This is a genomic window from Nocardia sp. NPDC055029 (assembly GCF_053608525.1).
Genome location: NZ_JBSGVQ010000035.1, coordinates 32507 through 52575, shown reverse-complemented (window position 1 = coordinate 52575; position 20069 = coordinate 32507). Strand labels below are relative to the sequence as shown.

Below are 20069 nucleotides of genomic sequence, written 5' to 3'. Positions count from 1 at the left end.
CACCCACCGGCTACGCGGGCAATCCCAGTTCGCCCGCGCCGAGCGGGGCGAAGTAGGCGTCGACCTGGGCCGCGGTGACCTCGGCGAGCGTGGCGGGCGACCAGCGCGGCGCGCGGTCCTTGTCGATCACCTGGGCGCGGATGCCCTCGGCCAGATCGTGAGTGCTCAACGCGGCCACGGTGATCCGGAATTCGACATTCAGCGCGGCGGCCAGCGACGGCAGCGTGCGGGCAATGCGCAGCGCGCGCAGGGTGGCCTTGACCGCTACCGGCGACTTGGCCAGAAGATCCTCGGCGGCCTTGGTCGCCTCGGGCGAGTCGGCGGTGCGCAATGCCTCGACGATCTCCTCGACGGTGCCTGCGGCGTAGCAGGCGTCGATCCAGTCGCGCTGCGCCGCCAGCTCGGATTCCGGTGCGGGCGTGGCGAATCGGGCGATGGCCTCGTCGGCAGGGGTGGTGCGCAGCGTGTCGAGCAGGGCGGGCAGATCCGCCGAGGGCACGAAGGTGTCGGCGAAGCCAGCCGTGATGGCGTCGCCCGCACCCATCCGGGCGGTGGTGAGCGCGACGTGGGTGCCCAGCTCACCGGGCGTGTGCGAGAGCAGGTAGGTGCCGCCGACGTCGGGAACGAAACCGATGCCCACCTCCGGCATGCCGATCTGTGAGCGCTCGGTGACGATGCGATGGCTGCCGTGCGCGGACACGCCGACACCGCCACCCATCACGATGCCGTCCATGATCGCCACATACGGCTTGGGGTAGCTGCCGATCAGGTCGTTGAGCAGGTATTCGTCGCGCCAGAACGCCGCGGTCGCGGTCTGCAGGGGCACCGGTGCCGCGGGACCGCCGTCGTTGATCGCCTTGGCGTCGCGGTGGATGGCGACGATGTCGCCGCCCGCGCACAGGCCACGCTCGCCCGCTCCGACGATCGCCACGGTCCGGATCACCGGATCGGCGGCCCAGGTGCGCAGCGCCGCGGTGATCGCGAGGCTCATCGAGTGGTTGAGCGCGTTGATCGCGCGCGGGCGGTTCAGGGTGATCAGACCGAGCCCGTCGCGTACCTCGAACAGCACTTCCGCTTCACTCATGCTGGTCACGATAAAGATAACCATCCGCGCATCCGAAACTCCGGCGTACGCGATGTGACGCATTCCACCCCGGCCCGCTGGGGCACAATCGGGACATGGGCACCGACCATTTCGTGCGGATCACCCGCCTGCGCGCACTGATCGAGCACGAGAACACCGGCGCGGGCGAGCGAGCCACCGCGCAGCGCATGCTCGATCGGATTCTGCGGAAGTCCCACGACCACAACGCTTCTTCCGCGTCATCGGACCGCGTGTACGGCGCGCGGCATGATCGCCCCGGCAGGCACGCGAGCACCGCGTCGATCGTCGAGTCGGTCCGCGACGACATCGCCTTCGCCCGCGATTTCGCCGTCGTCGGCGGACCGAGCGAGCTGACGGTGCACAGCCCGCTCGCGGCCGCGCCCGCCGAACTCACGGTGGCGGTCACCACACCGTTCGCCGATCAGATCGTCGTCACCATCGACGGCATCCCGCCCGCGTGGGGCTGGGAGTCCGACGAGTTCGACCGCACCACGGCGACCGCGGACCTGCGCAGACTGGCCGACGAGCTGGCCGAGATCATCGACAGCTACAACCACGACGGCGCCGATGTGGGCCCGCGGTTCTTCCGCACGATCCGCGCGCAGGAGACCACCCTGATCCGCTGACTCAGTCCAGCTGTTTCGGCCCGACGAGCAGCACGACCAGGCCGACGGTGAGCACGACCGCGCCGATCGCCAGCACCATGCTCGCGGCGGCGGGCCCGCCGTCGGTGTAGTCGGCGACCGCCTGGGCGACCGCGCCCGCCACCGCCGCGGCGCCACCGAGCACAAGGATCGGTTCCCGTCGGATCGTGTACAGCATCAGACACAGCACCCCGACCAGCGCGGTCAGCACCGGCCGCCACGGCGATTCGCCGATCGTCACCGATTGCGCGCCGCCCACCGCGATCAGCCCGCCGATCAGGTACCCGGCCCACTCCGCGACGAACAGCCGCGCCCAGGCGAGCACGAACCACAGCCCACCGAACAGCAGCAACAGCACCCCGGGCCAGACGGACCGGTAGTCGAACAGCTCCGACGTCGCGGTCACGACACTCGCGAGACCGAACCCGCCCATCGCGACCATCCCGAGGACGCTCGGCACCAGCAGATAACCGAGCACCGCCACCAGCAGCCCCGCCATCGATGCCGCGATCTCCGCGGCGTTCCCACCGCCGTCGCCGAAGGCCGTGGCCACCGCACCGCACACCGCGCCGGCGGCCAGCACGAGCAGCACCGCCGCGAGCCTGCTTCGCCCCGCCGAGGCGATCGGCACCCGCCGGAACACCCCGTCGCAGCCGCCGGCCAGCACCACCGCGCCCCCGGCCGCGCATCCGGCGACGACCAGCAGCAGCACCACCCGCCCGGTCTGCGCCACCTCGGTCCACGCCCGCCCGAGGAACAGCACCACCCCGGCGGCCACCAGACCCGCACCGAGGTAGGCGACGATCTCCGCGATCACCCGGCCCGCACTCGCCCGCTCCGCGTGCTCCTCGGCATCAACGGCCCGCAACACCGCCCCGCGCTGCTCCCCGCTGATCACCCCCGCCGCCACCAGCCGCTCCAGCGCCACACCCACCCGATGTTCGCGAACCATCCGTCGAGTATGTCGACCTGCGGTGATGTTTCGACCGAATCACGCATACCGCGTTTCGCGCCATGGTGACCCAGTTCATACTAGAATTAGTTGGACGTCCTAGTATCGGGCGCCCATCACTTGCGGAGGCGGTCATGAGCGAGTCCAGCGCACTGCACGCACCGGTCCATCCCGTGCGGTTCGTGACCTCGGCGGCGTTGTTCGACGGGCACGACGCGGCGATCAACATCATGCGGCGGATCCTGCAGGCCCAGGGGGCCGAGGTGATCCATCTCGGCCACAACCGGTCGGTCCGCGAGATCGTCGACGCGGTCGTCGAGGAGGATGTACAGGGCGTCGCGGTCAGCTCGTATCAGGGCGGGCACATCGAGTTCTTCGAGTACCTCGCCCAGGCGTTGCGCGAGGCCGGCGCGGGTGACGTGCGGATCTTCGGCGGTGGCGGCGGCGTGATCGTCGCCGAGGAGATCGAGCGGCTCGCGCGCGGCGGCGTGCGGATCTTCTCCCCCGAGGACGGTCAGCGGCTCGGCCTGCCCGGCATGATCAACGAACTGATCCGGGTCTGCGATGTCGACCCCGCCGAGACACTGCCCGACCTCGACGCGCTCTACACCGGCGATCGAAATGCCCTGGCGCGCACCATCACCTGTTTGCAGCAGGGCGCACTGCCCGAAGCCGACCGGGCCGCGATACTGGCGGCGGCGGACAAGCGCCGGGTGCCGGTCCTCGGCATCACCGGCACCGGTGGGTCCGGAAAGTCCTCGCTCACCGACGAATTGGTGCGCAGGCTGCGCACCGACCAGCAGGACAAGCTGCGCGTCGCGGTCCTCGCGATCGACCCGACCCGGCGCCGGGCCGGCGGCGCGCTGCTCGGTGACCGCATCCGGATGAACGCGCTCGACGGCGAGCACGTGTACTTCCGTTCGCTGGCCACCCGCGGCAATCACGAACTGCCCGACGACATCGACACCATGATCGCCGCCTGCCGGGCCGCGGGCCATGACCTGGTGATCCTGGAGACGCCCGGCATCGGGCAGGGCGACGCGGGCATCGTCGATCACGTCGACGTGGCGCTGTATGTGATGACGCCGGAGTTCGGCGCCGCCTCCCAGCTCGAGAAGATCGACATGCTCGACTACGCCGACGTGGTCGCGGTCAACAAGTACGAGCGCCGTGGCGCGGCGGACGCGATCCGCGACGTCGCCCGCCAATTGATCCGCAACCGTGCCGAATTCGGCGCGGCACCGGCGGACATGCCGGTCTTCGGCACCAGCGCCGCCACCTTCGACGACGACGGCGTCACCGCCCTCTACCACCATCTCATCGGCCTGCTCACCGAGCACGGACTCACCGTCGAGCCGGGCGCTCTGCCGCACGTCGACACCAAGGTCTCCACCCGGTTCGCCCAGCTGGTGCCGCCCGCGCGCGTGCGCTACCTGGCCGAGATCGCCGAGGCGGTCCGCGCCTACCACGCCGACACCGCGCGGGAATGCGCGGCGGCGCAACGCATTCGACGACTCAGCCTGGTCAGCGACGAACTGCCCGACGACGCGGCGGTCGCCGAACTGCTGGCCACCGCCCGCACCGCGCTCTCCCCCGAGTCGTCCGCGCTGCTGGCCGCATGGCCCGCCGTCGCCGAGAGCTATCGTGGTGACGAGCAGGTGGTCCGGGTGCGCGACCGCGAAATCCGCACCCCGCTGCGGCGCGAATCGCTGTCCGGTTCCAGCATCGCGCGCGTCGCCCTGCCCCGCTACACCGACGACGGCGAGCTGCTGCGCTTCCTGCGCGCCGAGAACCTGCCGGGCCGATTCCCGTTCACCGCAGGCGTTTTCCCGTTCAAGCGGGACAACGAGGACCCGGCCAGGATGTTCGCGGGCGAGGGCGATCCGGCGCGCACCAATCGCCGGTTCAAGGTCCTCAGCGCGCACGCCGAGGCGACCCGCCTGTCCACCGCGTTCGACTCGGTCACCCTCTACGGCCACGACCCGGCCGAACGTCCCGACATCTACGGCAAGGTCGGCACCTCGGGTGTCTCAGTGGCCACCATCGACGACATGCGCACCCTGTTCGACGGTTTCGACCTGTGCGCGCCGACCACGTCGGTGTCGATGACGATCAACGGCCCCGCGCCAACCATCCTCGCGTTCTTCCTCAATGCCGCGATAGATCAAGCGCTGCGACGCTTCACCGAGTCGGCGGGCCGCGAGCCGAGTCCCGCGGAGACGGCCGAGGTGCGGGCAACGACCCTGTCCACCGTGCGCGGCACCGTGCAGGCCGACATCCTCAAGGAGGACCAGGGCCAGAACACCTGCCTGTTCTCCACCGAATTCAGCCTGCGGATGATGGCCGACATCCAGGAATGGTTCGTGCGCAACGACGTGCGCAATTTCTATTCGGTCTCGATCTCGGGCTATCACATCGCCGAGGCGGGCGCGAACCCGATCAGCCAACTGGCCTTCACCCTGGCCAACGGATTCACCTATGTGGAAACCTATCTGGCCCGTGGCCTGGCGATCGACGACTTCGCGCCGAATCTGTCGTTCTTCTTCTCCAACGGCATGGACCCCGAATACACGGTGATCGGCCGCGTCGCCCGCCGCATCTGGGCGGTCGCGATGCGCGACTGCTATGGCGGCGGCGAACGCGCGCAGAAGCTCAAGTATCACGTGCAAACCTCGGGTCGTTCGCTGCATGCCCAGGAAATGCAGTTCAACGACATCCGCACCACGTTGCAGGCGCTGATCGCCGTCTACGACAATTGCAACAGCCTGCACACCAATGCCTTCGACGAGGCGGTGACCACCCCGACCGAGGATTCGGTGCGGCGCGCGCTGGCGATCCAGCTCATCATCGCCAAGGAATGGGGCCTGGCGATGAACGAGAATCCGCTGCAGGGCAGTTTCATCATCGACGAACTCACCGACCTGGTCGAGGAGGCGGTACTGCTCGAATTCGAGCGGATCAGCGAACGCGGCGGCGTGCTCGGCGCGATGGAGACCGGCTATCAGCGCGGCCGCATCCAGGACGAGTCCCTGCGCTATGAGCAGCGCAAACACGACGGATCGCTGCCGATCGTCGGTGTGAACACCTTCCGCGGCCGCGACGACGGCGCCGCGCACGGCCCGCTCGAACTGGCTCGCGGCACCGAAGCGGAACGCCGTTCCCAACTGGAGCGGTTGCGCGCATTCCAGGACGAGAACGCCGAGGAATCCCATCGCGCGCTGGCCCGGCTGGCCGAGGTCGCCCATACCGACGGCAATATTTTCGACGTGCTGATGGACGCGGCGCGGGTGTGCAGCTTACAGCAGGTCACCGACACATTCTTCGCTGTCGGTGGACAGTATCGACGGACCGTCTGAAGCGATCGCCGCGAGCGCGAATCCAGGCACACCCCGCGCCCGCGTGTGACAATTGCCGCCAGCACAAAGCAGCGGCGGCGATGGGACGCACAGCATGGACCTGACCGACCTCGACATCATCGATGCGCACATCCACCAGTGGGATCCGCGCACGACACCTCGCCAATTCAGCAAGCTCGCCGCCCTGCTGCGGTATCTCCCGCTACCGGTCGATATCGCGGCGAAACTGGCTCCGCGGGGCGACCGCGAATTCGTCGGCGACCCGTCCGCCTACCTCGGTCCCTATCTGCCCGCCGATTACCGCGCCGACCTCGGGAGCACCCGGGTGGACGCGATCGCGCACATCGAAGTGGAATGGACCGGCTGGAAGCCCGACGAAACCCGCTGGGTGGCCAGCCTGCCGTTCGGCGTCGACACCCCTGCCCTCGCCGCGATCATCGCGTCGGCCGATCCCGCCGCCGCCGACTTCGGCGCCGTCCTCGACGCGCATCAGTCGGCCTCGCCGCTGCTGCGCGGGATCAGGACCATGGTCGCCCACCATCCCGATCCGGCCGTGAAATCGTTCGCGCCCAACGACAGCGCACTCACCACCCCCGCCTTCCTGAACGGTTTCCCCGAGCTCGCCCAGCGCGGCCTGTCCTTCGACGCCTGGGTGTACTCGGTGCAGCTCCCCGACGTGACGGCGCTGGCCGAGCGCTTCCCCGAGGTGCCGATCGTGCTCGACCATCTGGGGACACCCGCGGGCATCTTCGGGCCGGTCGGCAAGCACACCGGGCACACCCCCGCCCAGCGGCAGGCGCTGTTCGAGCGCTGGCGCGACGACCTGACCGATCTGGCCGCGCAGCCCGCCGTGGTGGCCAAGGTGAGCGGGCTGATGATGCCGGTGCTCGGTCATCCGGTGCCACCGCGCGGCGCCCCGACGCCGGTGCCCGAGCTGGTCGAGCGGGTGCGGCCGTTGCTCGCCCACGCGCTGGCCGTGTTCGGTCCCGACCGGTTGATCTGGGGTTCGAACTTCCCGGTCGACAAGCCGATCACCAGCATCACCGGCGCGGTCGAGACCGTGGCCACCGCGCTCACCGAGGCGGGCGCCGACCGGGACACGCTGCGGAAGGTGTTCGGCGGCAATGCCACCCGTGTGTACCGGGTGGATACCGCATCGTGAATCGCCGCGGTCGAGCGTCCCGATGTGTGTCGGTGGCCCGGTTTAGCATCGCCCCATGAAGGCAACCGGCACATTCGAAGTCACCGCGTTCGACCCCACCGACCTGCAACCGCAGCCACCCATCAGCACCGGGCTGCCGGTCGGCGTGACCCTCATGACGAAGGTCTACGCCGGGGAGATCACGGGTACCTCGGCGACGCTGTTCACCGCGGCGTTCGACATGTCCACCGGTGCGGGCACCTACATCGCGATGGAGTCGTTCGACGGCGCGCTGCACGGGAAGACCGGAGCCTTCAACTTCGTCCACTCGGCCACCACCGGCGGCACCGATCGCACCGACGAGTTCTTCCACATCGCGCCCGCCAGCGGCACCGGCGAGCTCACCGGCATCACCGGCACCGGCGCGCTCTACGTCGATGCCACCGGCGGCCACCATATCTGGTTCGAGTACGAACTCCCCTGACCTCAGCTGTCGAATTCGGGGTAGAGCGAACGTAATTCGCGCAGGCCGATGGCCGCTGTCTGCTCGTCCTCGGCCGACATGCGCAGGGCGCGGCGCAGCGGGACCGGGTCGAGATCCTCGATGACGGCGTGGAATTCGACGCGGGGTAGTTCCGGGAGCGTGAGCTCGTCGCCGTAGGGGTCGCCGGCTTCGGTGGTGCGGGTGGACTTCTCGACGCCGCCGATGAGGGTGTCGAGGTCGAGGCCGCGCAGGGTGAGGATCTCGCTCGGTTGCTCGTCGAGTCGTTCGGCGAGCAGGTAGCAGACCGCGGCGACGTGCTTGCACGGCCAGCCCATGTCCGGGCAGCTGCACGAGAAGTCGAGTTCGGCGGCGGTGGTCGGCAGCAGGTGCGGGCCGAGGGCGGGTGGCAGTGCGCCGGAGGCGATCTCGGCGAGCATGCCCGGCGCCTCCCTGATCTCGGCGAGCAGCAGCTCGACCTCTTCGTCACGCAGTGGACGCATCGCCAGCACCGAGGTGAACGGGCTGGGCTGGCTGCCCTGCACCTCCGCGGTGACGGCGCCGCGTTCGATCCGGTAGTTCACCACCTGGCCGACCCTGGCGTAGGTGCGCCCGCGCGAGAGCCTGCCCGCGTCGGCGACCTTCTCCACCGCCTCCAGCAGCGACCTGCCCCACCAGGTCCGGCCGAAGCCGCCGCGGGCCTTGGCACCGCCGGTGACCGGCCTGCGCGGACCGAACTGACTGAAATCGGCCACTAGTCACCCACCGCCTCGGCGCCGAGGGTGAACAGTTCGCGCAGCTCGTCGGTGCTCAGTTCGGTGATCCAGTTCTCCCCCGCGCCGACCGCCAGCTCGGCCAATTGCTTCTTGCCGCTGATCATCTCGTCGATCCGCTCCTCGATGGTGTCGACGCAGACCAGCTTGCGGACCTGCACCGCGCGCTGCTGGCCGATCCGGAACGCCCGGTCGGTGGCCTGGTTCTCCACCGCCGGATTCCACCAGCGGTCCAGGTGGATCACGTGATTGGCGGCGGTCAGGTTGAGGCCGGTGCCGCCCGCCTTGAGCGAGAGCAGCATCAGCGGCGGGCCGTTCTCGCTTTGGAATCCGGTCACCATGTCGTCGCGGCGCTGCTTGGTGACGCCGCCGTGCAGGAACGGGATCGGGGTGCCGAAGCGCTCGGTGAGGTACGGCAGCACCAGGTCGCCGAATTCGCGGAACTGGGTGAACAGCAGGGCTTTCTCGCCGTCGGCGATCACCGCGTCGAGCACATCCTCGACCAGGGCCAGCTTGCCGGAGCGGTGACTGCCGCGCCGCAGGATCGGCGAGCCGTCGCCGAGGAAGTGCGCGGGATGGTTGCAGACCTGCTTGAGCCGGGTCAGCGCGCCGAGCACGGCGCCCTTGCGCGCCATGCCTTTCGCGTCCTTCAGTTTCGCGAGCATGTCGTCGACCACGGCTTGATAGAGGGCGGCCTGTTCGACGGTGAGGTTGGCCCGCACCGTCATCTCCAGCTTCTCCGGCAGGTCGCTGATGACCGCCGGATCGGTCTTGAGCCTGCGCAGCACGAACGGATCGGTGATCAGCCGCAGCCGGTCGACGGCCTGCTGGTCACGTTCGCGTTCGATCGGCACCGCGAACTTCGCCCGGAAGGATTGCGGGCTGCCGAGCAGTTTCGGCATCGCGAAGTCGAACAGCGCCCGTAGTTCCTCCAGGCGGTTCTCCACCGGAGTTCCGGTGAGCGCCAGCCGATGTCGTGCGGGCAGTGCGCGCGCGGCCCGCGACTGCCGGGTGGCGGCGTTCTTGATGTGCTGGGCCTCGTCCAGCACGATCCGCTCCCACTGCTGCTCGCTGAGCAGCGTCGCGTCGCGGGCCAGCAGCGAATAGGTGGTGACAACGAGATCCGAATCCGCCACCGCCGCAGCGAATTCCGCACCGGTCAGCCGTCCTGGCCCGTGGTGGACCAGCACCCGCAGATCCGGGGTGAACCGTTGCGCTTCGCGCTGCCAGTTGCCGACCACCGACATCGGGCACACCAGCAATGTCGGGCCGACCTGAGCCGCCGACTCCCGTTCGTGCGCCAGCAGCGCCAGCACCTGCACCGTTTTGCCCAGGCCCATGTCATCAGCGAGGATCGCGCCGCAGTTCAGCCTGCTCATCGTGGCCAGCCAGCTCAGCCCACGCTCCTGGTAGGGGCGGAGCTCGGCCTTCAGGCCGATCGGCACCGGAACAGGCTCGGGTTCGCCCTCCCTGGCGAACAATTCGGCCGCCCAGCCATCGGCGGTGACCTCGGTGACCGGCACATTGTCGACGCGTTCGGCGGCGAGTTCACCGATCATGTCGGCCAGGGTGATCGGGGTGTCGTCGGCGTGCATCGCGACATAGCGGGCGGCCGCGGCCAGCACCCGGTGGTCGGCCTGCACCCATTCGCCGCGCAGCTGCACCAGGTCCGACTTGCTGCGGATCAGCCGTTCCATCTCGGGCTTGGTGAGCACGAGGTCACCGAGCGCCAATTCCCAGCGGTAGGACAGCAATCCACTCAGTCCGACGGTGGATTCGGCGGCGGCCGGGCTGCTCACCCGCAGCCGCATGCTCGGTTCGGCGATATTCCAGGCGCGCGGCAGCAGCAGCCGGATTCCCGCCTCCCGCAGCGCGTGCGCACCGTGGGCGACCAGGTCGGCGACGACCTCGGTGGGCAGCAGCAGGTCGAGACCGCGCGGGTCGGTGGGCAGATCACGCAGGCGCGGGTAGGCCTTGCGCGCATGGCCGAGCTTTTCTGCAGCGGTGCGAACAAGGACCGGATCATCGTCGAGCGCAATGGGTTTCGGCGCGTCGTCGACGGGGCGCAGACAGACCTGCAACCGCCACAGCGCCACCGAGTCGTCGGCGGTGCCGAATTCGCCGTCGGGTTCGCACAGGCGCAGGACGAGTTCGGGTTCGTCGGCGGCGTAGCCTGCCCGCCACTGCCCCAGGGTCTCGGCCAGCCGGTAGGAGCCGACGTCGAGCGCGGTGTCACCGACGAGGGCCTGCAGGATCGGGTGCGTCATCGTGCGGTGCGCGAGGTATTCGCGGGCGATCGGGTCGGTGAGCTCGGCGACCAGGTCGTCGAGCACGGCGGCGGGCGACCCGGCGACCCGCAGCGCCGCCGGCATCGCGGCGGCCAGCTCGGCCAGCCACGCCCGCTGTCGCTGGCCGCCGACCAGCCGCCAGCGCACCCACCACTGACCGTCGGCCCGCTCGACCTGCGGCACCACCCGGCCCGCCCGCACCCACCGTTCCACGCCGCGAGCGACGTGCCCGAGGAAGCGCAGATCACCGGAGATGTTCTCGCGGGGCAATCTGCTGCGCAGCACAACGGCCGCCGTGGGCGGCGCGAGCGCGTGCGCGCGTACCTCGGCGGTGTCGGCGTGCCCTGCGGCATCGACGACGAGCACCTGGGCGCGGTGCCGGAACCTGGCCCGTTCCAGGATGTCGCCGAGCACCGAACCGACGGCGACCGGTTCCCCGTCGTGCCACAGCAGCAGGCCTGCCCCGGGGGACCACAGACCGTGCAGCATGGGGACCATCCAAGCAGGCGGCACCGACACCCGGCGCGGCCCGCCTCCCCTGGATTTCTCGCCGATCCCGGAACATACTGGGGTATCCCCTGGTCACGGGCCGGACCACCCACCGGCGACAACTACATACCGACCCAGGCGAACCGGGCTCGCTCCGGCTCGGCCGATGAACCCCTTGTATGCGTGCGGAGGGCAGTGATGACGATTCTGCTCCAGGTTCTCGAGCAGAGCTATACCCCGACAACCCCGTGGGAACGGCGCAAATTCACGTTCATCGATACCGGAAAGATCGTTGGCATGCGTCTGGACGGCCAGTCCGGCGTGTGGCTCGACCTGTCCAGACCCGGCGAATCCCAGCGGCTGGCGCACACCGTCGATCCGCGCGATTCGATCACTTTCCTGCTCACCGTCTTCGCCAAGATCGCCGAGTGCGAGGACCGTGGCGGTTCGTGGCTGGTCGGCCACGACGGCACGCACATCTCCTCGATCGCGGCGACGCGGTTCCCACCCCATGCCAGTGAAGTGGCCGCCGACGACATCCTGGCCCGCGCCTGGTTGTAGCCCGGTCGGCATATCTGTCGGTACCACCGGCTACAACCTGCGGGTATGCGGAAATGGGCTTGGCTGCTCGGCACGGTGCTCGCGGTCTCCGGTTGCGCTGTGCTCACACCGGACGATCCGGTGCTGCCCGCGCCCGGCAGTCCGACGCACGCCGAGGTGAGCGCGCTGCTCGACCGGGTGCGGGTGATCGCCGCCCGGCCACGCCCCGGCGGCTATGAACGCGGCTGCAAGTCGGGCCAGGCGTGTGTGTTCGGCACCGCCTGGTCCGACGACACCGACGCGCCGGGCGGCCATGACGGCTGCGACACCCGCAACAACGTGCTCGCCGCCCAGCTGCGGGAGGTGGTGCGGCGCGGCCGGTGCGTGGTCGTCGAGGGCGTGCTCACCGACCCGTATACCGGCACCGACCTCACCTTCCGCAAGTCCGACGGCGGCCGCATCCAGATCGACCACGTCTACCCGCTGGCCGCGGCCTGGGACATGGGCGCCGCCCACTGGCCACCCGACCGCAGGCTGCGCTTCGCCAACGACCTGTCGGTGAACCTGCTCGCCACGGGCGCGTCCACCAACCAGTCCAAAGGCGACGACACCCCCGGCGACTGGCTACCGCCCGCCCGCCCGAACCACTGCTTCTACGCGGCCAAATACCTCACCGTCGCCCTCGACTACGACCTGCCGATCACCGCCGCCGACAACGCCGCACTCCACCAGGTCGCGCGCGGGTGTCCGTGATCGACCACCAGTTCGGCAAGCGCTCGGCGCACCCAACCCGGGCGGTACCCGTCCGCTGCGGCAGGCGACGCCCGGCTAGCCGCCAGTGGCCACCGATCGCAGCGACACCGTTCAGCGCGGCATGCCGGATTTCTGTGCAGGCGACGCCTCGTCAACCGCGCGGCATGCCGGACCCGGTAGGCGACGCCTCGTCAACCGCGCGGCATGCCGGATTTCCCGGTAGGCGACGCCTCGTCAGGCGCCGGTGGCGACCGGTCGCTTCGGATCGTTCGACCACTGCGACCATGAACCCGGGTACAGCGTGGCCGGGATACCCGCGATAGCGAGGGCCGCGATCTGGTGGGCGGCCGTCACGCCGGAGCCGCAATACACCGCCACCGGGCCCGTGCCGAATTCGGCGAACCGCGCGCGCAGTTCCTCGGGGGTACGGAAGTGTCCGGTGGCGTCCAGATTCTCGGTGGTCGGGGCGCTTGTCGCGCCGGGGATGTGGCCGGCTTGGGGATCGACCGGTTCGACCTCACCGCGATACCGCTCACCCGCTCTGGCGTCGAGGAGCACGCCCGACCAGTTCGCGGCCGCGTCGGCGTCGATCACCGGCAGCGAGCCGGGGCGGATCATCAAGTCGCCGGATACCGGGTCCGCTTCGGCGCCGGTGGCGAGCTCGCCGCCCGCCGCGATCCACGCGGGCAGCCCACCGTCGAGGATCCGGACATCATCGACGCCTGCCCAGCGCAACAGCCACCAGGCTCGCGCCGCGGCCATACCGCTGGTCGCGTCGTAGACGACGACCGGCTCGCCTGTGCCGAGGCCCCAGCTGCGCGCGCACTTCTCGAAGGTGCCGGCATCGGGCAGCGGATGCCTGCCCCGCGCGGGCGCGGGCGCGGCGGCCAGCTCGGTCTCCAGATCGACGAACACCGCGCCCGGAATGTGCCCGTCCAGATAGTGCTGCGGGCCATCCGGATCACCCAGCGCCCACCGCACATCGAGCAGATGGATCTTCTTGTCCGCCAGTTCTTCCCGGAGTTCCTCCTGGGAGATCAATACCGCACTCACGCCCGCTCCTCACCACCGTCGCACCTGCCGAAGCCCCCGATGTCGCCACCCTACGCAGTAGGACCGGCCCACCGGTACCGAACCGAACGCACCCCTCGACCACGGCGCGCTCGCTCGCCACCCGCGAGTGGCCCACACCGGCGGACTGCGGGGATTCGCTGAGCATTCACGCCACCCTGCGATGGTCCCGATTTCGACCGATCAGCGCGATAGTGAACGTTCGTCGACAGCGACCCGGCCCGTGCGCGACCCCTACCTCGGCACCACCGCTTCGACGACCTAGCCCGCGGCCTCCCCGGCGTGCGACGCACCAGCGCCTCGGTCGGCCCACGCTTCGAAACAGGCGCTGACCCGAACCGGCCCTGCTCCGAGTTGGCGCGCGCGGCAAACTGGACCGATCGCAGCGGACGCAGATCAGTCCACTTTCGCGGTACTGGCAGGCGACACCGGCCCGACCTGCGGGCAATATCGGCACAATGTCGCAGGTCACCACCACCCCGCCCGATGTTGTCGCCGAGCAGCCGGCGGGCATTGCCCAGCCGCTCGGAGCGGGCGCGATTACGGCGCTGGTCGGGTTCACCAGTTCGTTCGCGGTGGTGCTGAGCGGCTTGCGGGCGGTGGGTGCGAGCCCGGCCCAGGCGGCATCCGGGCTGATGATCCTGTGTTTCACCCAGGGCATCGGCATCCTGTTGCTCAATTTCCGGTACCGGATTCCGATCACGCTGGCCTGGTCGACACCGGGTGCGGCGCTGCTGGCGAGCACCGGGCTGGTCGCGGGCGGCTGGCCGGGCGCGGTCGCGGCATTCGCGGTGACGGGGGTGCTGATCGTGATCACCGGACTGTGGCAGCGGCTCGGCTCGCTGGTCGCGGCGATCCCGGTGCCGATCGCGCAGGCGATGCTGGCCGGTGTGCTCGTCCCGCTGTGCCTGGCGCCGGTGCGGGCGCTGACCACCTCGCCCGCCGTGGTGGTGCCGGTCATCGTGGTCTGGCTGGTGCTGCAACGGTACGCGCCGAAGTGGGCGGTACTGGTCGCCTTCGCCACGGCGGCGATCGGCACCGGGATCGACATCGCGGTCCGCGACCGGCACCTGGATCTGCCCGCCATGGTCCCGACCGTGGAATGGACTGCGCCGCACTGGCATTGGCAGGCGATCGTCGGCATCGCGGTGCCGCTCTACATCGTCACCATGGCCTCACAGAACATCCCCGGCGTCGCGGTGATGCGCTCGTTCGACTTCCAGGTGCCGTGGCGCGCGTCCATGCTCGTCACCGGAATCGGCACCATCGCAGGCGCCACCGCGGGGGGCCACGCGATCAATCTCGCCGCGATCAGCGCGGCCCTCTCCGCCGCCCCCAGCGCGAGCCCCGACCCCAAACGCCGCTGGATCGCCGCCGCCACCGCGGGCGCCGCCTATCTGATCCTCGGCCTCGCCTCGGCCGCCCTGGTCACCCTCATCGCGGCGGCCCCCGCCGGCACCCTCGAAACCGTCGCGGGCCTAGCCCTCCTGGCCACCCTCGCCGCAGCCCTCACCGGCGCCCTCAGCGACCCCGACCACCGCATGGCAGGCCTGGTCACCTTCCTCGTCGCCGCCTCCGGCACCACCCTGTTCGGCATCGGCGGCGCCTTCTGGGCCCTGATCGCAGGCCTGATCGTCCGCCGCTTCCTGCCCAACGGCACCTGAGTGCCCGAACCGTCAGGTGGGCTGGATCAGAACGCGGGAACGTCGCTCGTGCTGGCGTTTCCGCCGATCGAGGGCTGCAGGGTGATCTCCCAGTCGGAGCCCGCGTCGAAGGAGTCGTCGAACTTCTGGAACTGGCGGTCGCGGGTGAAGCTGAGCGTGGCCTGGTCCCAGTCGGCACCGGTCTTCAGATAGACGTAATAGGTTCCGGCGATGCCGCTGAGGGTGGCCTTCGAGTTACCCCGCACGTAGATGGTCGCCTGTGGCGATGCGGGATTGCCGTTCGCCACCACCACGGCGACGTCGTCGCTGTTGCCGTTGTCGATTTGCAAGGTCCCGGCGCCGTTCAAGCCGGCCTGCTGGACGATCTCACCGTTGCCCGCACGCCGATCCAGCAGCGGCAGAGCAGGCATCGACGGCACCACCGGCGCGGCCAAGGCCGAACTCTTCGACGTGCCCGCCGAACCGCTCGACAGATCCGAACTCGCGCAACCGGCAACCGTCACCGCCAGCGCGGCCACGGACACGACGAAAACACTGCGCTTCGACATAAATTCCCACCCCGTCTTCAGGCCCGGACCTACCGAACCGACTCTCGGACAACAGTATCGCGGTCCCCCGACAAGAACGCCAACCGGTCTGCCGACGACTGCTCGATGGTCGACACCCCTGTCGCGACTCAGCTCGGGCCCGCGAGCCGGTCCAGCAGCGGGCCGGTGCGCGGGCCGACGAGTTCGCGCATGACCAGGGCCATGTTGGTGCGTTCGACGCCGGGGATCTTGAGGATCTGGCCTGCGATGCGGTAGAGGTCGTCGGCGTCGCGGGCGACGATGCGGACCGTCAGGTCGGTGGAACCGGTCATGCCGCAGACCTCGGTGACCTCGGGGACGCCTGCCAACTCGTCGACGACGGCATCGAGTTGATGCTGATCCACGACCACCGCGACGAAGGCTGCCAGCGGATAGCCGAGTGCGCGCGGTTCCACCCTGCGCTCGAAGCTGCCGAGCACTCCACCGCTGTCCCAGCGGGCCAGCCGCGCCTGCACGGTGTTGCGTGACAAGCCGAGCCGGGCGGCCAGTTCAACGCCGGTGGCCCGCGGGTTGGCGATCAACTCGCGCAGGAGCCGCGCGTCGGTGGCGTCCAGAGTCACGGCGTCGGGTTCGCGACTTGTCATACAACGCAGTATGACAGTGTTCGAGCGGTCCAGACCATGCACTCTGCTCATTCCCATGTCGATCGCTTGCGCAGTCGGCGTTATCGTGGATGCTGAGTGATACACATCGCACTCAGCGTTTGTCGTACCTGCATCGGGCCCACAAGGCGCGGTGCCGAGGAGGCGATCTCGATGTCGGAGAAACAGACCTACCCGGTCCAGTTGGTGCAGCCGGACGGCAAGCGCGTGTTCGATCGCGAGCACGCGGCGCTGGTGGCCGACATCGATGCCGAACGGTTGCGGCAGCTCTATCAGGACCTGGTCGTGACCCGCCGGATCGATGTCGAGGCGACCGCGCTGCAACGTCAGGGCCAGCTCGGCTTGTGGCCGCCGCTGCTCGGCCAGGAAGCCGCCCAGGTCGGCTCGGCGCATGCCCTGCACCCCGACGACTACGTCTTCTGCTCCTACCGCGAGACCGCGGTGGCCTACTGCCGCGGCGTACCGCCCGAGCAGCTGACCACCCTGTGGCGCGGCGTCGCCCACCACTGCTGGGACCCGGCGGCGGTGAACATGACCAACGCCAACATCGTGGTCGGCTCCCAGGGCCTGCACGCCACCGGCTACGCCTACGCCGCCCACCTCGACGGCGCCGATATCGCCACCATCACCTACTTCGGCGACGGCGCGACCAGCGAGGGCGACATCGCCGAGGCGCTCGGTTTCGCGGCCGCGTGGAGCGCGCCGGTGGTGTTCTTCTGCCAGAACAACCAGTGGGCGATCAGCGAACCGGTCACGGTGCAGAGTCATGTGCCGCTGGTACGCAGGGCCGACGGCTACGGCATCCCGGGCGTGCAGGTCGACGGCAACGATGTGCTCGCCGTCCTGGCCGTCACCCGCCAGGCGGTGGAACGGGCACGCACCGGCGGCGGCCCGACGTTCATCGAGGCGATGACCTACCGGATGGGCCCGCACACCACCGCCGACGACCCAAGCAGATACCGCACCGCCGCCGACACCGAGTACTGGGAACACCGCGACCCGATCGAGCGCATCCGGCTGCTGCTCGACCGCGAAGGCCACCTCGACCCCGAGTTCGCCCGCCGCGTCGCCGACACCGCCGACGACATCGCCCGCCGCGTGCGCACCGCGACGATGGAGATGCCCGACCCCGACCCGGTGCGCATGTTCGACAACGTCTACGCGACCGAGCACCCACTGATCACCGAAGAGGCGCACCAGTTCTCGGCCTACCTCGCCGAAGGAGCGCAGTCATGATCACCACCTTCGCCGCCGCCCTCAACACCGGCCTGCGCAGGGCGATGGAAGACGACGCCAAAGTCGTGCTGCTCGGTGAGGACATCGGCAGGCTCGGCGGCGTGTTCCGGGTGACCGACACGCTGCAGAAGGACTTCGGCGACAACCGCGTCATCGACACCCCGCTCGCCGAATCCGGCATCGTCGGAACGGCTTTCGGCATGGCCTTGCGCGGCTACCGGCCGGTGGTGGAGATCCAGTTCGACGGCTTCGTCTATCCCGCCTTCGATCAGATCGTCTCCCAGGTCGCCAAGATCCACTACCGGTCCGGTGGCAAGGTGAAGGCGCCGTTGACGATTCGCATCCCGTTCGGCGGCGGCATCGGCGCGGTCGAGCACCATTCGGAATCGCCCGAGGTGTATTTCGCGCACACCGCCGGACTGCGTGTCGTCTCCCCGAGCACCCCGGCCGACGCGTATTCGATGATCCGCCAGGCGATCTCCCTCGACGATCCGGTGGTCTTCTTCGAACCGAAACGTCGCTATTGGGACAAAGCCGACGTAGATTTCGAAGGCGAACCGGATCTGCCGCTGCACCACGCCAGGGTGTGCACCCGCGGCGCCGACGCCACCGTGGTCGCCTACGGCGGCACCGTCGCCACCGCGCTGACGGCGGCGAAGATCGCGGCCGAGGAAGGGCATTCGCTGGAGGTGATCGATCTGCGCAGTCTCTCGCCGATCGATGTCGACACGATCGCGGAATCGGTCGACAAGACCGGCAGGCTGATCATCGTGCACGAGGCGCCGGTCTTCGCCGGGCTCGGCGCCGAGATCGCGGCCCGCGTCACCGAACGCTGCTTCTATCACCTCGAGGCGCCGGTGCTGCGCGTCGGTGGCTACGACATCCCCTACCCCCCGGCTAAGCTCGAAAAGCACCACATTCCCGACCCCGACCGCATTCTGGCGGCGGTCGACCGCTGTCTAGCCGCGTGACGAAAGGTGCCACCGTGCCGGAACAAGCCGCCGACGACGACGGTCATGTTCTCGAATTCCGCCTCCCCGACCTGGGCGAGGGCCTCGCCGACGGCGACCTGGTGTCGTGGGCCGTCGCGGTCGGCGACACGGTGGAACTGAACCAGACCATCGCGGAGGTGGAGACCGCGAAGGCGGTCGTCGCGCTGCCGTCGCCGTTCTCCGGCGTTGTCGTCGAACTGCTGGCCCAGCCGGGTGACACCGTGCCGGTCGGCGCGCCGCTGATCCGAGTGCGCAACGATCTCGAGGTCACCGCACCGCCGACCGCGGAATCCGTCGCCCGCAACGACGTGCTGGTCGGCTACGGCCCGGAAGCCGAATCCACTTCGCGCAGAGGTAAGTCCGTCCCGGCCGCCGCGATGGCGGCGAACACGCCGAGCACCCACCGGGCGGCGGCGACGCCTGCGGCGCGCAAGCTGGCGAAGGAACTCGGCATCGATCTGTGGTTCGTCGCCGGCTCGGGCCCCGAGGGCGCGGTCACCGTCGAGGACGTGCGCTCGGCCGTTCCGGTGACGGCGCCGCGCACACCGGCCCGGCTCGGTGACGCGGCGCCCGCACGGGCGAACGGGCATTCCGGCGATGCCGACGGCGGCCTGATCGAGCCGACCGCCCGCGAGGAACGCACGCCGATCACCGGCATCCGCAAGCGCACCGCCGCCGCGATGCTGGCCAGCGCCCGCACGATCCCGCAGGCCAGCACGTTCGTCACGGTCGACTGCACGGCCTCGATGGAACTGCTCGACCACCTGCGCACGACGAAATCCTTCGAGGGACTCACCCTCACCCCGCTGGCCCTGGTCGCCAAGGCCGCGCTGGCGGCAGTCGCGGAGTATCCGGGGATCAATACCGCCTGGGACGAACCGAACCAGGAGATCGTCACCAGGCACTACGTGAACCTGGGGATCGCGGTCGCCTCGGATCGCGGGCTGCTGGTCCCCAACCTCAAGGACGCGCAGTCGCTGAACCTGCGCGAGCTGTGCCGGGAGATCGCCTATGCGGCCGAGTTGGCCCGCTCGGGCAATGCCACCACCGCCGATCTGCGCGGCGGCACGTTCACCATCACCAATGTCGGGGTGTTCGGCGTCGACACCGGGGTACCGCTGGTGAACCCGGGCGAGGCCGCGATCCTGTGCCTCGGCTCGATCCGCAAGCGGCCGTGGGTATTTCGCGACGAGCTGGCCGTGCGCTGGGTGACAACGCTAGGGCTCAGCTTCGATCACCGGATGATCGACGGCGAGCTCGGCGCGCGCTTCCTCGCGACCACCGCGGGCTTCCTGGAGGATCCGTTGACGCTGCTCAGCCGCGTCTGAGCGCTCTCGCCGATCCCTCACCGCACGGGTGGCGAGCATCGGCACGCCGGCGCGGCGTCGGCACACC

17 protein-coding genes are annotated in these 20069 nt (G+C 69.6%); 10 read left to right on the top strand and 7 right to left on the bottom strand.

All coding sequences use genetic code 11. The features are described from left to right. Positions 1-10: 10 nt before the first annotated feature. Positions 11-1084, bottom strand: a complete 1074-nt coding sequence (locus tag ACWF9G_RS25980; protein ID WP_452518479.1) for an enoyl-CoA hydratase/isomerase family protein — start codon at positions 1082-1084, stop codon at positions 11-13. A 95-nt stretch (positions 1085-1179) separates the two neighbouring features. On the opposite strand from ACWF9G_RS25980, the gene ACWF9G_RS25975 reads away from it, so the two are divergent. Further along, positions 1180-1731, top strand: a complete 552-nt coding sequence (locus tag ACWF9G_RS25975) for a hypothetical protein (RefSeq protein WP_379308916.1) — start codon at positions 1180-1182, stop codon at positions 1729-1731. Between the two features lies 1 nt (position 1732). Here ACWF9G_RS25975 and ACWF9G_RS25970 read toward each other — a convergent pair whose 3' ends face one another. Continuing rightward, on the bottom strand, positions 1733-2701 hold the full coding sequence (locus ACWF9G_RS25970; protein ID WP_452518477.1) for a DUF2157 domain-containing protein: 969 nt from the start codon (positions 2699-2701) through the stop codon (positions 1733-1735). A gap of 134 nt (positions 2702-2835) precedes the next feature. On the opposite strand from ACWF9G_RS25970, the gene icmF reads away from it, so the two are divergent. The 3 genes from icmF to ACWF9G_RS25955 all read left to right on the top strand — a co-directional run bounded on the left by icmF (position 2836) and on the right by ACWF9G_RS25955 (position 7682). Beyond that, positions 2836-6057, top strand: coding sequence for a fused isobutyryl-CoA mutase/GTPase IcmF (icmF, locus tag ACWF9G_RS25965; RefSeq protein ID WP_452518475.1), 3222 nt, complete (start codon positions 2836-2838; stop codon positions 6055-6057). A 94-nt stretch (positions 6058-6151) separates the two neighbouring features. Beyond that, positions 6152-7219: an amidohydrolase family protein gene (locus ACWF9G_RS25960; protein ID WP_452518474.1), complete on the top strand. Its 1068-nt coding sequence runs from the start codon at positions 6152-6154 to the stop codon at positions 7217-7219. A gap of 55 nt (positions 7220-7274) precedes the next feature. Beyond that, a complete protein-coding gene (locus tag ACWF9G_RS25955; RefSeq protein WP_452518472.1) occupies positions 7275-7682 on the top strand; it encodes a DUF3224 domain-containing protein in 408 nt (135 codons plus the stop codon). Between the two features lie 2 nt (positions 7683-7684). Here the strand turns inward: ACWF9G_RS25955 and ACWF9G_RS25950 are convergent, their stop codons facing one another. Next, entirely contained in the window at positions 7685-8434 is a 750-nt protein-coding gene (locus tag ACWF9G_RS25950; RefSeq protein ID WP_379308911.1) for an SWIM zinc finger family protein, read from the bottom strand. Beyond that, entirely contained in the window at positions 8434-11229 is a 2796-nt protein-coding gene (locus ACWF9G_RS25945; RefSeq protein ID WP_452518470.1) for a DEAD/DEAH box helicase, read from the bottom strand. Before ACWF9G_RS25945 ends, ACWF9G_RS25950 begins: the two co-directional genes overlap by 1 nt. A 198-nt stretch (positions 11230-11427) precedes the next feature. On the opposite strand from ACWF9G_RS25945, the gene ACWF9G_RS25940 reads away from it, so the two are divergent. Both ACWF9G_RS25940 and ACWF9G_RS25935 read left to right on the top strand, forming a co-directional pair. Beyond that, complete coding sequence (locus tag ACWF9G_RS25940) at positions 11428-11790, top strand: hypothetical protein (protein WP_189031061.1); 363 nt, start codon at positions 11428-11430, stop codon at positions 11788-11790. 45 nt (positions 11791-11835) lie between these two features. Continuing rightward, entirely contained in the window at positions 11836-12522 is a 687-nt protein-coding gene (locus ACWF9G_RS25935; RefSeq protein ID WP_452518468.1) for an HNH endonuclease family protein, read from the top strand. A 234-nt stretch (positions 12523-12756) separates the two neighbouring features. Here ACWF9G_RS25935 and ACWF9G_RS25930 read toward each other — a convergent pair whose 3' ends face one another. Further along, complete coding sequence (locus tag ACWF9G_RS25930; RefSeq protein WP_452518466.1) at positions 12757-13575, bottom strand: sulfurtransferase; 819 nt, start codon at positions 13573-13575, stop codon at positions 12757-12759. Between the two features lie 476 nt (positions 13576-14051). Between ACWF9G_RS25930 and ACWF9G_RS25925 the strand changes: the two genes are divergently transcribed. Further along, positions 14052-15257: a benzoate/H(+) symporter BenE family transporter gene (locus ACWF9G_RS25925; RefSeq protein ID WP_452518464.1), complete on the top strand. Its 1206-nt coding sequence runs from the start codon at positions 14052-14054 to the stop codon at positions 15255-15257. 26 nt (positions 15258-15283) lie between these two features. Here the strand turns inward: ACWF9G_RS25925 and ACWF9G_RS25920 are convergent, their stop codons facing one another. Continuing rightward, complete coding sequence (locus ACWF9G_RS25920; RefSeq protein ID WP_452518462.1) at positions 15284-15805, bottom strand: hypothetical protein; 522 nt, start codon at positions 15803-15805, stop codon at positions 15284-15286. Positions 15806-15933: 128 nt separating this feature from the next. Beyond that, complete coding sequence (locus ACWF9G_RS25915) at positions 15934-16428, bottom strand: Lrp/AsnC family transcriptional regulator (protein ID WP_379308905.1); 495 nt, start codon at positions 16426-16428, stop codon at positions 15934-15936. A 171-nt stretch (positions 16429-16599) separates the two neighbouring features. Here ACWF9G_RS25915 and pdhA point away from each other — a divergent pair, with 171 nt between their 5' ends. From pdhA to ACWF9G_RS25900, 3 genes are read left to right on the top strand one after another with little or no spacing between them, the layout of a single operon-like run. Further along, positions 16600-17682, top strand: a complete 1083-nt coding sequence (gene pdhA, locus ACWF9G_RS25910; RefSeq protein ID WP_452518461.1) for a pyruvate dehydrogenase (acetyl-transferring) E1 component subunit alpha — start codon at positions 16600-16602, stop codon at positions 17680-17682. Next, complete coding sequence (locus ACWF9G_RS25905) at positions 17679-18653, top strand: alpha-ketoacid dehydrogenase subunit beta (RefSeq protein WP_379308903.1); 975 nt, start codon at positions 17679-17681, stop codon at positions 18651-18653. The genes pdhA and ACWF9G_RS25905 overlap by 4 nt, the downstream gene beginning before the upstream one ends. A gap of 14 nt (positions 18654-18667) precedes the next feature. Then, positions 18668-20002 (top strand): dihydrolipoamide acetyltransferase family protein, encoded by a 1335-nt coding sequence (locus tag ACWF9G_RS25900; protein WP_452518459.1) that lies wholly within the window; start codon positions 18668-18670, stop codon positions 20000-20002. Positions 20003-20069: the final 67 nt, after the last annotated feature.